Source organism: Paenibacillus sp. MER 180 (assembly GCF_023713665.1).
GTDB classification, from domain to species: Bacteria; Bacillota; Bacilli; order Paenibacillales; family Paenibacillaceae; genus Paenibacillus_B; species Paenibacillus_B suaedae.
Genome location: NZ_JAMAVT010000003.1, coordinates 297,134 through 311,331, shown reverse-complemented (window position 1 = coordinate 311,331; position 14,198 = coordinate 297,134). Strand labels below are relative to the sequence as shown.

The window sequence follows — 14,198 nt, the reverse complement described above, 5'->3', positions numbered from 1 at the left end:
TTTTAATATCGGGACACTTGTTCCAAATAGTGCTCATAGTTGGCGCGAATTTCTTCCATCGAATCGCCGCCGAACTTCTCCAGGAACGCCTTCGCAACTTCCCAAGCGACTACATGCTCCATGACAACACTCGCAGCCGGCACTGCACACGCATCTGAGCGTTCCACTTGTGCAGTGAACGGCTCCTTCGTATCGATATCAACACTGCGCAATGGCTTATAAAGGGTCGGAATAGGTTTCATAACCCCACGCACGACGATTGGCATTCCGTTCGTCATACCGCCTTCGAAACCGCCAAGTCGGTTACTAGCTCGTGTATATCCCGATTCCTCGCTATATAGAATTTCATCATGAACTTGTGATCCGCGCAGTTGACCTGCCTCGAAGCCAATACCGATCTCAACACCTTTGAAAGCATTGATCGACATCACTGCTTGCGCAATGCGTCCATCTAGTTTGCGATCATATTGCACATGGCTGCCTAGTCCAACCGGTAGCCCCTCCACGATGCACTCGACAATACCGCCGATCGAGTCGCCTTCGCCTTTGATTTGATCGATGTACGCTTCCATCTTCTTCTCCGTATCGGTATCGACCACACGAACAGAAGAAGCCTCCGTACGTTCAATAATCTCGTCAACTGACAAATTGTGAGCAGGAGCTTCGATTTCACCAATGCGAATAACTTGTCCTGCAATCTTGACGCCGAATGCTGCAAGGAACTGGCGCGCTACTGCACCCACAGCTACGCGAGCAGCTGTCTCCCTAGCGCTTGAACGCTCCAATACATTGCGCAGATCCTTCAGTTGATATTTCAAGCCTCCGTTCAGATCCGCATGACCTGGACGCGGGCGATGAACACGACGCTTCTCTTCATCTGTCCCTTCAATCGGCTCCACATTCATAATATTCGTCCAATGCTTCCAATCGTTGTTCTCCACTACAATAGCAATTGGAGCACCTGTCGTACGTCCATGACGCACACCGCCGACGATCGTTGCTGTATCTTTCTCAATTTGCATACGTCTGCCGCGGCCATACCCCTTCTGGCGGCGATGAAGTTGGAAATTGAGTTGCTCGAAATCAATAACCATGTTGCTAGGCATCCCTTCAACAATGGCAGTTAGCTGCGGTCCGTGTGTTTCTCCTGCAGTCAAATAACGTAGACTCACAAGTTGCTCCCCCTTTAACTGTGATGCTGTAAATGGCTAAAACCCTTAACTTTTTTCTCATTATAGTATAGGAGGCAACGTTTGACAAGAAAACAAAACGCGCCCTTGCCGCTTTGTTTCAAGCATTAGGGCGCATCTTTCGTTATCGACGTGTAGTCTGTCTATGTTCAATTTAGCCATTCGATGGTATGTAATTCCAGTATGAATGTAATAGTCGAATACACTCTTTAAGTTCGAACAGCTATAATTTTCGATAAAAGAACGTCTCCATCGTTTCAAGCTGATACTGCTGTGGATTGAATATTTGCTCTGTGCTTCCGACAAACAATACCCCACCTGGCTTAAGCGCATTGGCAAACTTTCGATACAACTCATGCTTCGCTTCTTCCGTAAAGTAAATCATCACATTACGGCAAATAATCAAATCATGCTGAGTAGCAAAAGTATCGGTTAATAAGTTCTGCTTGCGGAATCGAATCGATTTCTTCAAGCGATCAATGATATGAAAACTGTTCGACTGCTGCATAAAGTACTTTGACTTGAATGATGGGGGAACGTCTTTCAAAGAGCGCTCAATATAGGAAGCTTGCTGTGCTCTTGCAAGTGCATTCTCGTCAATATCCGTAGCAGAGAGTTCTGTCCGATCAAGCAAGCCCATATCATCGAGAATCATCGCTAGTGTGTAAGGCTCCTCACCCGTCGAACAAGCGGCACTCCAGCACTTCAGCTGGCGCGTTCGCTGCGACAGCTCTGGAAGCACACGAGTGCGCAGGGTATCCCAACGCAGCGGATTACGCCAAAATTCAGATACATTGATCGTCATACGATCCAGCATTTCATCAAATAACGAAGAATTAGCACTCATCGCCTTGGCATAGGAGGCAAATGTCGAGTAGCCATTCTTCATTCGTAACGTAGACAAGCGTCTACGCATCTGGGTCTCCTTATACTGTGATAAATCGATGCCTGTAGTTGATCGGAAATATTGGACAAAATCCGCATAATCTTGATCATCTCCATGATCCACGGCTGCCCCTTGGCCGAATCCGTTAGCAGCAGGGAAAATGGTGGCTGCATCCCATAAGGTCGTCTTGCGCTCTGACAATTGTGCTCACACCTTCTAAGTTCGTATAAATGCTGCAACTGAGTTCCTGATCGACAACAAGCATAGCCCAAGATCGCTCAGCAACACCGCAACATAAAAAAACACGGTCGAATATTACTATTCGCCGCGTTCTTCCATAGTCCTGCCCTATGTAAGCTCTTACATCAGAAATCAAAAAAATAATTATTATGTTTCTGCGTGTGTGAGCCGCGCTCATGGCTGCCGATTAAATCCATGGCTCCAATGCCCGCTCGTAACGAAATGAATCCACTTCTGAGAATAAGTTTGCGATTTCACGTTCAGCACTCTCTGGTGAATCCGAACCGTGAACCACATTGAAGTTCGTATGACTTGCATAATCTCCGCGTATCGTCCCTGGTGCAGCTTCAGTCACTTTCGTCTTGCCGATCATCAAGCGTGACAAGCTGATAACATCGTCACCTTCCCATATCATAGCGAATACTGGACCTGAGGTAATAAAGTCGACCAGTTCGCCAAAGAAAGGCTTTTGTGCATGTTCTTCATAATGATGTTCAGCTTGTTCACGCGAGACTTGCATCAATTTTCCAGCTACAAGTTTAAAGCCCTTCCGCTCAAAGCGACCTACTATATCTCCTATGAGGCCTCTTTGTACTCCGTCAGGTTTGACCATGATGAATGTGCGTTCCATACGATCACTCCTACTCAAATGTGAAGTCGTCCAACACACGCATTATACCAGATTTTTCTTCAATTGGCACTCGATTTTTTCACCATAGTTCAAATCAATGATTACGATTTGCAATAAAGTAAGCAATATCGCGCAGGTTGCGGCGAGCACGGATGTTAGGCAGATGCTCTAATACCGCAAGCGCCTTCTCGATATACCGATTTGCTATCTCTTCAGCCCGCTTAATACCATCACTTTGGCGAATCATATCGAGCGCAGCAGATACATCTGTATCTCCATTTCGCTCACGGATACGTTCAATTTCACGAAGAAGAGACTCGCGAAGCTTCGTGTCCTGCAGTGCAAATATTACTGGAAGCGTCAAATTCCCTTGACGAATATCATTCCCTGGCGGCTTGCCTATTTGCTCTTCAGTACCGGTTAAGTCAAGCACATCATCTCGAATTTGAAATGCCATGCCCACATTGTAGCCAAAGCGATACAGCGCATAGCCAATCTTCGGCTCTGCATGTGCGGCAATTGCCCCCAACTGACAGCTAATCGCAATCAGTAACGCTGTCTTTCGACGGATCCGAAGCATATATTGACGGATCGTCTGCTTTGTATTGAAGAAGTCACGAATTTGCTCCATTTCACCGATGCACATTTCAACCATTGCTTTGGAAAATATGCGATGAATCTCTGGCTGCTTCAATTCTGTAGCTACAACCAGCGCTTGGCCATACATATAATCGCCGGCATACATAGCAACGCGATTATCCCATTTGGCCTTAACTGTCAGTTGCCCTCTCCGAGTTTCAGCGTCATCAATGACATCATCATGCACGAGTGAGGCCATATGAATTAATTCCAGGGGAACAGCAACGCGCTTCAACTGTTCTATATCGTATGTACCGAATTTCCCTGCAAGCAGAACGAATACCGGACGTATTCGCTTCCCGCCCGCCTTCAGCAGATGCAGCGACGCTTCCGTAAGGAGCTCGTGATCGGAGCGGATGTTCCGCTCCAATTCACGTTCAATATACGCTACATCTTGTTTCATTGTCGCATAAATGTCCCACAGTTTCATGCCTTCACCTAACCAACTGTATTTTCCGACCCAAGTTCCAAGTGAACCTCAAGATCAATAAGTCCCAACTCAAATGCAATTTAAAAATACAGACACGAAAAGATAAAAGATCGGCCACACATTTGTGTTATCCATTCGGCCGATCCGAATCTTCGGCAGTCTGTACTTCCGAATTCCCCCACCTTGTAAACAACTGGTGATCGATATCCATGCAGTCCAACACCTTGCCGACAAGGAAATTAATGATGTCATCCAGAGTCTGTGGATGATAATAAAATGCAGGCATCGCTGGCACAATACGTACACCCATATTCGCAAGCTTCAGCATATTCTCCAAATGAATCGCATGCATCGGCGTCTCGCGCGGAACGATTAGAAGCGGACGGCCTTCCTTCATCATAACGTCAGCAGCTCGCCCCATCAAATTATCGGAAGCGCCGTGTGCAATCGATGATAAGGTTCCCATGGAGCACGGCATGATCACCATGCCGTGCACCCGAAATGAACCGCTTGCTATGCTTGCCCCAATATCCTGGTTCGGATGATACGTAACCCGATCCGCCAAATCGCCGAATGCCAGCTCAATCGCTTGCTGACGCTTCGTAACATTCCATCCGAGTTCTTCCTTTAGTACGCGCCATCCAGCATCTGATACGATGAGATGAACCTCATAATCGGATTCCAACAGACATTGAATCAATCGGACACCGTATATAGCACCACTTGCCCCTGTAATACCAACTACATAATGCTTGCGAGATGCAGCACTCATTACTTCATCACCACCATGTCAATAAGCGTGAAGCAAAATACAACGATGCTGAGCACACCGTTCATCGTGAAGAAGGCTGTGTTCAGCTTGCTCAAATCGTACGGCTTCACAAGCATATGCTCATAAATAAGCAGAGCACTTGCAATAACCGTACCTATGATATACCACCAGCTTAATTGAGTTAAAAATAATAGCAGTATAAATCCAAACGCTGTAGCGATATGGAAACCTCTTGCAATCCAGAGTGACTTCGCAATTCCGAAACGTACCGGAATCGACTTCAAGCCTTCCTTCTTATCGAACTCATAATCCTGGCATGCATAAATAATATCGAACCCGGTAGTCCAAAACGCAACGGTTAAATAAAAGGTGAGAGCTGCCCAATCGATTCCATTCGTTACAGCCACCCATCCTCCGAGCGGTGCCAATGCAATCGTAAGTCCCAGCACAACATGGCATAGCCATGTGAAGCGCTTCGTAAACGAATAAAATACTAACATAAAGACGGCAACCGGAAGCAAGTATACAGATAATGGCTCCAGATTAGCCGCTGCCCAAAATAAAAGACCGAACGACACGGCCGTAAATAACAGTACTTCTCCTGCCTTCAGCAATCCTGCGGGTATTGCTCGATTTGCAGTTCTTGGGTTCTTCGCGTCGATGGCAGCGTCAATTAACCGATTGAGCGCCATTGCCGCGCTTCGAGCTCCGAACATCGCCATGAGGATCCATCCCCATTCAGGGAGCGTTGGGAAGCGTTGATGAACGACCATTCCTCCCAGCAGTGCGCCCATAAACGCAAATGGAAGAGCAAATATTGTATGCTCGAACTTAATCATTTCTAAGAAGATACGTACTTTTTTAAGCATGACCATTCCCCTTCGTCCCAATGTGAAGAGCGGCAATTCCACCGAAGAACGAATACGCTTGTACGCGATCAAGTCCATTAACTCTAAACATCTGTTCTAGCTCCTTGCGGCCTGGGAACGTAACAAGCGATTCTGGAAGCCACTTATACTGCTCATACCGCTTCGCTATCAGCTTGCCAAGTAATGGCAGCACATGGCGGAAGTAGAAATAATAAATGCCCTTGAACGGCTGCCATGTTGGCTTACTCAGTTCAAGACATACAACTTGTCCCCCAGGCTTGACCACTCTGCGCATTTCACGAATGACTTGCTCAAAATCCGGAACATTGCGCAAACCAAAACCAATCGTCACATAGTCAAAGCTGTTGTCGGGGAATGGAAGCTCCATTGCATTTCCTTCAACAAGCTCAATTTGGCTGTGCAGGCCTGTTTGATCCACCTTCTTCTGACCTACCGCCAGCATATTCGAACTGAAGTCCAGCCCTGTAATCTTGCCTGTGCCGCTCGCTTGCGCCAACTGAATCGTCCAGTCACAAGTTCCACAGCACAGATCAAGCGCTGTCTCCCCCTGCTTCATGTCCATCTTGCGCATCGTGAAGTTGCGCCAAGCCTTGTGACGTCTGAAGCTCAGTATATCATTCATAATATCGTACTTCGGAGCTATGCTCTGAAATACTTCTTGAACATAATGTTCTTTGGTCTTGCCAGTCTTAGGCGAATGTGTCTCCACGATCTGTCACCTATTCCTTTCTTCGCCGAACGTATCGTCGATCTATTGGAGGTTGAACGCTCACTATCATTTACAGACGAGGTAAGGCAAGAAATGTGTCAAGACGTTGTCTGGTGCTCTCATCAAGCGGCAATGTCACCGCTAGCGTATGCAATTTATCCCGTGATACACGAACTTGATAAGCCAACTGCTCCCTCACCTCATACTTGGACATGAGCGCATTCCAGAGCATCTCGTCAACCAATTTCTGCTTCAATTTTCTTCGTTCCTCATCCGTGCCTTGCTGCCATACATGCCAGTAAGACCAGCTGCCTTCGAATCGTTCGAAATGATCCGCTCGCTCTTGTTCTCTTTCTAGTACTTCGAGTTCTGTCAACGAATCAAGCAGTTCCTCCCATGTGGAGATGTCTTCTTGATTCATCTGAGCGTTGAAGGACTGGAACAACGACTTCTTCAGCGTAACGCTCGCCCGTAAATATTCCTCTGCGGTCATTGTCCAATGCTTCATCTTGTCCACCATCGTCATCTTCAGACGATTAATATCGCATACGGATTGGCTCAAAGCCCTTACCGTATCAATCTGACCTTGCTGCGCAAGCAGGTTATAGAAGCGACTGCTGAAATAGTCTCCAGCCAATACTTTCAGCTGCCTTGAACGCAAGTTGCGGTCGTTATGCTGCACCGCTGCCAGTTCAATCGTATCATGCGTGTCTAATCCAACCTGCACGAGCGATGTAACTAGCGCAAATAATTCACTATGTTCCGCTATTGGCTTACTGCGGTTTAAAAAGGCGAACATCAGCTCCACTCTTGCGTTTGGAAACGCAGGCAGTTCCGTGTGCGCCTGGATCATGTCATGTTCAACATACCGCTTAGCCAATTGCGAGATATGATAACCATTCATCTGCTGCCTCCGACTGTACCGGTTAGTCATCCTTACGGATGTCGCAATCTAAATCATTATAGCATATGTTTAAAGTGATAGGACAACATTTCTTCGTTCTCCTATTTCTTATGACCAAGACCCTTACTCTCATCTGACTGCCGGAAACTGACGCTCCCAATGTGGTGTATAAATAATCCGCCATGCTTCTTCAAGCTCCTTCGGCATTGTTCCTTTCGATTTCTGGAGAAGCTTCAAACTTTCCACATCTACTTGAGAACGCTGCGCATCCATACCAAGCAATACATATCTCTTTTTAGCCATGTCATCCTGTATAACGACACGGAGCTGCAGACGTTCGACATTGCTTGTTTGTATGAAGGCGAAGCGAAGAAGCTCATGGATATCATGATAAATAATTTCTGGATGGACAATCGTTGCAGCCACTTTTACATCAATCACCAGTTTATCTGACTCCCAAGTAACCCGACTAAACTTCAACTGAAGTGGAAGCTCTGATAAATAATCCACGATCTCCTCGGAACTGAGCTTGACCATACGTGGTGAAGGGGTAAATACAGCTACATCTTTATTGGCGTCCGGCATCCGCTCACCCAGTGAATACAATAGCCCTAATCCTAGCGGAAGCATAATCGTAACGCAAAGCACGATGACCAGAGTTCTATAGCGATGCATATTCTTCATTCTGAACCTTGCACCTCCACATATTGTAGATCAAGTCAACACTCCAGATAACAGACAGTGTCGACGTTCCAGAGTATGTCCATACCTCATGTCTATAATGAAAAAAAGCAGGCTATGCCTGCTTCCCTCATGAAAACAAAAAATTTCATTCCTATTCGTCTGTATCGGTATGAATTACACCGTGTTTTGTCATCACAACTGCTTTGCCGCGAATTTTAATTGCGGACGTATGATCCGTGAACTGGGCGACAAGCACTTCATTCTTGTCCAGCTTCTCCGTATGATGAAACTTCGTATCTGTTCCGCGTGTCAGACCGATCACCTGAACTCCCTGATCTTTGGCCTTTATTACGATAAAGTCATTTTGTGTTTCCAACTGCTTGACCTCCTTGCATATGTATTGGCTTCCTTGCAGCGTCAACCATGTGAATCACCATTCTTCGGGCATACTACTAGTGTAGCACGTTTCATCTAAAAGGAGCTAATGCGATGCACCCAGCACATTTACAATCTAACCAGCTACAGCTGCTTCAGCAGTGGGAAGAGCAATTAAGTCAAGTAAGTGGTCAGCGTATTGTACTGGTCGCCTACAGCGGCAGTGCACAGAGCACTAGAGCAGCTAAGAGTAATCTAGAGCATCCTACTCCACAACTTCCCCTCTGAAAAGGAGCAGAAGCCGCGACATTCATGTCGCGGCTTCTACCTCACTTGCGTTCCCCTATTAGACAAAAGTATGTAAGTTCACTTATTTGATGCCATCTTTAAGTGCTTTGCCTGGTTTGAACGCAGGGATTTTGCTTGCAGGAATTTCAATCTCCTCGCCCGTTTGCGGGTTACGGCCTTTGCGTGCGGAACGTTCGCGCACTTCAAAGTTACCGAAGCCTACCAATTGGACTTTGTCGCCGTTCTGAAGTGCAGTGGAAATCGCTTCGAATACAGCATCAACTACTTTCGTCACATCTTTCTTTGACAATTCCGTAGCCTCTGCCACTTCAGTTACCAATTCAGATTTATTCATTCTGTTCACCTCCTGATTCAAGTATGCATCGTTATCCATTTTCTTTACTGTTTCTCTAGAATTTATACCTTATCATCAGCAAAACAGTTCAATACGATATCCAATCTGCTGCCAAATCGGTTCACAGAACAAATTTATAGTAATATACCGTTGTTACAAATGCAAGTAGGGACTGAAGAACAACGATAAGCTTATGTGTTTCCCCTACTGTTTATCTGATATTCCCTTCACTCTATCTTCAACATCTCGCAGCCTGCCACCAGCTGAAGCATAGAACAATAACTGCTCTTCCGAAGCCTCTCCTCGCTCAAATAGCCGCACCATTTCCCCGTCATACATAACAACAATGCGGTCGCCAACCATTGACGCTTCATACATGTCGCTAGTGAAGTAAATGATTCCTCTTCCTTCCTCTGACAATTGTCCAATGATGCGGAAAATCTCATTTTTCGCACCGACATCGATCCCATTCATAGGTTCATCTAAGACAAATACATGCGCATCAGTGCCAAGCCATTTCCCTATGGCAACCTTCTGCTGGTTGCCTCCACTTAAATGTCTCACTTTCTGCTTCACAGAAGCGGTCTTGATATTAAGCTGCTCGATCACGCGCTCTGCTGACAGCCGCTCTCGCGTGGTTGATACGAAACCCGCTGTGCAGTATTTTGGCAATGTAGAGATACATAAATTGCTCTGTAACGACTCATCCATAAATAAGCTATATTTGCGTCGCTCCTCGGGAACAAGCACGATGCCCGCACGAATCGCATCACGAATAGAACGCGGCTGAAGCACTTCTCCATTCAACGTTATCTCTCCGCCATCGCACAGCTCGGCCCCACCAAGAATCCGAGCCAGCTTCGTCTTCCCTGCTCCTATCAGTCCCACAAATACAAGAATTTCCCCACGTCTCAATTCGAAGTTTACATTTTTAAGCTTCTGTCCGCAAGTGATTCCCTTCACAGTAAGCAGAACCTCTTCACGAACAGAGGAATGTACCCCGGGTTCTTCTTCTATGGTTTTATCTAGCATATATTGAATTGCTTCCTTGGGGCAAATATCAGAGATTAGCGAACTGTGAACCAATTCACCGTCACGCAAGATAGAGATACGATCACAATGATGAAACACTTCAGCCAGGCGATGAGTAATAAATAGAACGATAACTCCTTGATCTCGAAGTGTATGCATAATCGTAAATAACCGCTCTGACTCCTCAAAGCTAAGGGATGCAGTTGGTTCGTCAAATATGACAATCTTAGCTTCATTCAATAATATTCGCGATATAAGCACCATCTGCTTCTCCGCTAATGTGCACTCCTCCATACGCAGCGAAGGCGAGATCGACAGGCCGATAGCATCCATGATGCTCTCAGCCCTCTTCTTCAGATGTGCAGGGCGAATCCAGCAAGAACTTCTCCCCATGCTAAAGTCATCCATCATAATATTCTCTGCTACTGTAAGCTTGGGAACAAGTGCCACATCTACCTCTTGATATACACAATGAATTCCCTGTTTCTTCGCATCAGCAGGTGAATGAATTGATAATTGCTCGCTTCCTAACTGGATGACTCCGACATCGGATCGGCATGCACCTGACAATATATTCATCAACGTACTCTTCCCCGCTCCATTAGAGCCAACAAGAGCGTGAATTTCTCCGCTAGATGCAGTAAAGTTGACTTGCTTCAGAACAGATAGCCCGTTATACGATTTTGTAATTCCAAGCATGTACAAATTTGAATCCGCTTCAAATTGACAATCGCCTGCCGTTTCCGTATCGGAGACATGCGCGGAACGTAAGTTTGATACTCCTTGCGTTTTCCATACGCTGCTCATCTCTATCCCGCCTCTTAACTTTACTGATCCATTCGATTTTTGCATGACGAATAAATCCCACTTTTTACCGTTAACGGCATTATTCTTAAATATACCCGCTTCCTTCGAGTCTGTAAATTGATTTAGCAATAAAAGATCGATGAATTTTTACAGGAACATACAAAAAGCCTAAGTGGCTAATCCAATCTGGAATAGCGACTTAGGCTTCCTTGCAATCCGATTACAATATGATGGCGATTAATCCACCTGAGCCTTCGTTGATGATCCGGCCCAATGTCTCTTGAAGCTTGTAGCGAGCGTTGTCTGGCATCATGGCGATTTTGCCTTGTATGCCTTCGCGAACGATGGAATGGAGGGATCTACCGAAAATATCAGATTCCCAAATCTTCGTTGGATCGTTTTCAAAGTCCTGCATCAAGTAGCGCATCAGCTCTTCGCTCTGCTTCTCCGTTCCGATAATCGGAGCGAATTCCGATTCAACATCGACGCGAATCATATGAATGGAAGGAGCAGTTGCTTTGAGCCTTACCCCGAAGCGTGAGCCTTGTCTAATCAGCTCAGGCTCATCGAGAGCCATTTCGTTCAAGGTAGGCGCTGCAATGCCATAGCCAGTTGTCTTCACCATTTCAAGCGCATCCGCGAATCGGTCATATTCCCGCTTCGCATGTGCGAATTCCTGCATCAACTGAAGCAAGTGATCCTTGCCTCGTATTTCTACCCCGACCACTTCCATCAGAATTTGGTCGTACAATTCGTCCGGCGCGTACAAATCAATCTCAGCAACACCTTGACCCATGTCCATGCCGCTCAAACCAGCTCGGGCAATAAAGTCATACTCCATAAATTGCTGCACAACACGATCAACATCCCGCAGGCGTCTAATATCTTTGACTGTATCCCGTACCGACGACTCATAGCTGGAGCGCAGCCAATGAGTATCGTTCAGAACCATAACCCAGCTCGGAAGATTCACGTTGACTTCATGTACTGGGAATTCATACAGAACTTCACGAAGAACGCCCATTACATCTTCTTCGCCCATCGTCGCTGCACTGAGCGCCATTACTGGGATGTCATATTTAATCTGCAGCTCATTGCGGAGTGCAATCGTCTCATCACTGCGAGGCTTCGTCGAGTTAATAATCAGTACGAATGGCTTGCCAACTTCCTTTAACTCTTGAATGACGCGCTCCTCGGATTCGATATACGAGCTTCGAGGAATCTCAGCAATCGTACCATCAGTCGTCACAACAACGCCCAATGTGGAGTGCTCTTGAATGACTTTGCGTGTCCCGATTTCGGCCGCTTCCTGGAATGGAATCGGCTCCTCGAACCACGGCGTATTAATCATGCGCGGGCCATTCTCATCCTCGTAGCCTTTGGCTCCGGTTACCGCATAGCCAACACAATCCACTAGACGAACGTTAACATCCAAGCCTTCCGCTACTTTAATTTGAACTGCATTATTCGGAACGAATTTGGGTTCGGTCGTCATAATGGTCTTACCTGCTGCGCTTTGCGGCAATTCGTCAACTGCGCGAATGCGGTCTGATTCATTCGTGATATTAGGCAATACGACCGTTTCCATAAATCGTTTGATGAACGTCGATTTCCCTGTGCGGACCGCACCGACGACCCCGAGGTAAATATCCCCGCCGGTACGCTCGGCTATGTCCTTAAAAATGTCCACTTTCTCCAATTGATATCCCCTCCTCAAATTTTTCCGACGGACTACGAGACAACGTTCGCCTCTCGCCCTTCAGAAACGATTGGCACCGTTGCTAGGATTGAGCTGTTGCCGTTGTCGCCAGTGTTCGCCGCCGAGATTTCACGTCGTACAAGGGCATTTCGACGCAACTCGTACATGCTTTTGGACTAGTAACATCTTATTTGCTAGATGGCATAAATATGCCCCTCACACAAAACATTTTTCGTAAATGATTCAGTTCTAGTAGATAGTGATGCTCATCCGTGAGTGACCCCCCACTTGGGCACGAACGCAAAAGGTCGTATCAACAAACGCCTTCCAAATCAGATATATGAAGTTAGAAATGAAGTATGACATTATCTTGCATATCGATGAGTAAATCGTCTTTTCTATTTCTGTACCAACCTGTCATCCATGTTCGCATGCAAAAAAGACCAGTCGAACATATCGACCGGCCTTCCTTTCATTCCATTTGTCTATTTAGAAGTCTCTTCTTGAGGTACAGGCGCACCGTTGCTCCATTTGTACACGACTGACTTCACTGGCACAAAGAAGGAGGCATCCGCAAGCATGGGCCTCAGATCCTTCTCTTGACCTGTAGGCTGCTTCCCAGAGGTTTCCACAAGCTGCATAATATCCTGCGCATAATCTGCGTATATCCTTCCTTGCTCATCCATCATGAACGACAGTACACTTCGGCTGAACGGACTTCGAACTTCTACAGGCTGTATGCCTATCAGCTTCTCATCAATTCGATAGAATCCAGGATATACTTCCTCCTGCTTCGGCAACGCACCCTTAGCCCGTATATGCGCATCAACAGCACGAGCAAGATCATTGACCCGCTGTGAAGTAAGTAAATCCATCACCTTCACTTTCGGAATCGTCTCTTCATCAATAATCAGATACACACCCGAGCCACCTGATTCAAATGCACTCCCGGGAATTGCGCTAAGCAGATCTTTTCGCTTGAGCAATTCAAAGTTCACACGGAACTTCTCATATCGTGGAACACTCTCATCGCTGCTTACTAGCGGAAGCAGACCTGTATCCTTCTGATACTGATCCACAGCATTTTGGACAAGAAGTACGCCCTCACGAACCGATTGTTGGCTTTCCTTGCGCATCTCCTTCGGATATAAGCATCCTTGAAGTGTCATGCTCATGATAACGAATAGCACGATACAACAGATTTGTCTCCCCGACCTCAACTACTTCTCCTCCTCAGTCACAATCACAATTCCACACTTGAAGATAGAGCTGTTCATTTTATTCTGGCATTACCACAAGCTGTCATCTTCCTGTTCCGCTAGCTTGCGGCGAATAATGGCTTTCAAAGGATCTTCTGGGACTTCCACCGTAACCGTACCTGGATTCCCTGTCAGCAGTGTCTGGCACGATAAACGAAGCCCAGTTGCTGAATGGATACCTAGCTTGCTGCTCTCTGCTAACGTGGGCTCTCCAATTAGTCCTTCTTTATCCGCTGATACCTGTACTTTACACATCAAGCAGCCCGCCTTCCCGCTGCATCTTGTGCGTATCGGAACACCTGCGCGTTGCGCGGCATCCAATAACGACATCGAGCGCTTAGCCCCCCATACCTTGCCAGAAGGCTCGAACCGCACGTTTGTCCCCATACTAGCCAGCCCCTTTCCTCA

The 14,198-nt window shown here is 46.5% G+C and carries 16 protein-coding genes; 1 reads left to right on the top strand and 15 read right to left on the bottom strand.

Annotated features, from left to right (window positions below):
• Positions 1 to 2: 2 nt before the first annotated feature.
• The 10 genes from aroC to mtrB all read right to left on the bottom strand — a co-directional run bounded on the left by aroC (position 3) and on the right by mtrB (position 8,351).
• The gene (gene aroC / locus M3661_RS06455; RefSeq protein ID WP_065290850.1) at positions 3 to 1,172 is read right to left on the bottom strand and encodes a chorismate synthase; all 1,170 of its coding nucleotides are present in this window, start codon (positions 1,170 to 1,172) and stop codon (positions 3 to 5) included.
• A gap of 241 nt (positions 1,173 to 1,413) precedes the next feature.
• Entirely contained in the window at positions 1,414 to 2,238 is an 825-nt protein-coding gene (locus tag M3661_RS06450) for a CheR family methyltransferase (RefSeq protein WP_302621941.1), read from the bottom strand.
• Between the two features lie 265 nt (positions 2,239 to 2,503).
• Positions 2,504 to 2,947, bottom strand: coding sequence for a nucleoside-diphosphate kinase (ndk, locus tag M3661_RS06445; protein ID WP_065290849.1), 444 nt, complete (start codon positions 2,945 to 2,947; stop codon positions 2,504 to 2,506).
• Positions 2,948 to 3,041: 94 nt separating this feature from the next.
• Positions 3,042 to 4,016 (bottom strand): heptaprenyl diphosphate synthase component II, encoded by a 975-nt coding sequence (gene hepT, locus M3661_RS06440; RefSeq protein ID WP_021254688.1) that lies wholly within the window; start codon positions 4,014 to 4,016, stop codon positions 3,042 to 3,044.
• Positions 4,017 to 4,143: 127 nt separating this feature from the next.
• Complete coding sequence (locus tag M3661_RS06435) at positions 4,144 to 4,788, bottom strand: UbiX family flavin prenyltransferase (protein WP_251483047.1); 645 nt, start codon at positions 4,786 to 4,788, stop codon at positions 4,144 to 4,146.
• Positions 4,788 to 5,657: a UbiA-like polyprenyltransferase gene (locus M3661_RS06430; protein WP_021254690.1), complete on the bottom strand. Its 870-nt coding sequence runs from the start codon at positions 5,655 to 5,657 to the stop codon at positions 4,788 to 4,790. The genes M3661_RS06435 and M3661_RS06430 overlap by 1 nt, the downstream gene beginning before the upstream one ends.
• On the bottom strand, positions 5,650 to 6,387 hold the full coding sequence (locus M3661_RS06425) for a demethylmenaquinone methyltransferase (protein WP_021254691.1): 738 nt from the start codon (positions 6,385 to 6,387) through the stop codon (positions 5,650 to 5,652). The genes M3661_RS06430 and M3661_RS06425 overlap by 8 nt, the downstream gene beginning before the upstream one ends.
• Before the next feature lie 70 nt (positions 6,388 to 6,457).
• Entirely contained in the window at positions 6,458 to 7,291 is an 834-nt protein-coding gene (locus tag M3661_RS06420) for a heptaprenyl diphosphate synthase component 1 (protein WP_021254692.1), read from the bottom strand.
• Between the two features lie 129 nt (positions 7,292 to 7,420).
• Entirely contained in the window at positions 7,421 to 7,975 is a 555-nt protein-coding gene (locus tag M3661_RS06415) for a hypothetical protein (protein WP_065290847.1), read from the bottom strand.
• 151 nt (positions 7,976 to 8,126) lie between these two features.
• Positions 8,127 to 8,351 (bottom strand): trp RNA-binding attenuation protein MtrB, encoded by a 225-nt coding sequence (gene mtrB / locus M3661_RS06410; protein ID WP_021254694.1) that lies wholly within the window; start codon positions 8,349 to 8,351, stop codon positions 8,127 to 8,129.
• 113 nt (positions 8,352 to 8,464) lie between these two features.
• Between mtrB and M3661_RS06405 the strand changes: the two genes are divergently transcribed.
• Entirely contained in the window at positions 8,465 to 8,638 is a 174-nt protein-coding gene (locus M3661_RS06405; RefSeq protein WP_172619517.1) for a hypothetical protein, read from the top strand.
• 82 nt (positions 8,639 to 8,720) lie between these two features.
• On the opposite strand, the gene M3661_RS06400 is transcribed toward M3661_RS06405, so the two are convergent.
• The 5 genes from M3661_RS06400 to M3661_RS06380 all read right to left on the bottom strand — a co-directional run bounded on the left by M3661_RS06400 (position 8,721) and on the right by M3661_RS06380 (position 14,177).
• On the bottom strand, positions 8,721 to 8,993 hold the full coding sequence (locus M3661_RS06400) for an HU family DNA-binding protein (RefSeq protein ID WP_021254695.1): 273 nt from the start codon (positions 8,991 to 8,993) through the stop codon (positions 8,721 to 8,723).
• A gap of 204 nt (positions 8,994 to 9,197) precedes the next feature.
• Positions 9,198 to 10,832, bottom strand: coding sequence for a sugar ABC transporter ATP-binding protein (locus tag M3661_RS06395; RefSeq protein WP_083189092.1), 1,635 nt, complete (start codon positions 10,830 to 10,832; stop codon positions 9,198 to 9,200).
• A gap of 220 nt (positions 10,833 to 11,052) precedes the next feature.
• Positions 11,053 to 12,531: a stage IV sporulation protein A gene (gene spoIVA / locus M3661_RS06390; RefSeq protein WP_021252893.1), complete on the bottom strand. Its 1,479-nt coding sequence runs from the start codon at positions 12,529 to 12,531 to the stop codon at positions 11,053 to 11,055.
• 485 nt (positions 12,532 to 13,016) lie between these two features.
• Positions 13,017 to 13,751, bottom strand: a complete 735-nt coding sequence (locus M3661_RS06385) for a DUF3939 domain-containing protein (RefSeq protein WP_251483045.1) — start codon at positions 13,749 to 13,751, stop codon at positions 13,017 to 13,019.
• 69 nt (positions 13,752 to 13,820) lie between these two features.
• A complete protein-coding gene (locus tag M3661_RS06380) occupies positions 13,821 to 14,177 on the bottom strand; it encodes a 2Fe-2S iron-sulfur cluster-binding protein (protein ID WP_065290846.1) in 357 nt (118 codons plus the stop codon).
• Positions 14,178 to 14,198 lie beyond the last annotated feature (21 nt).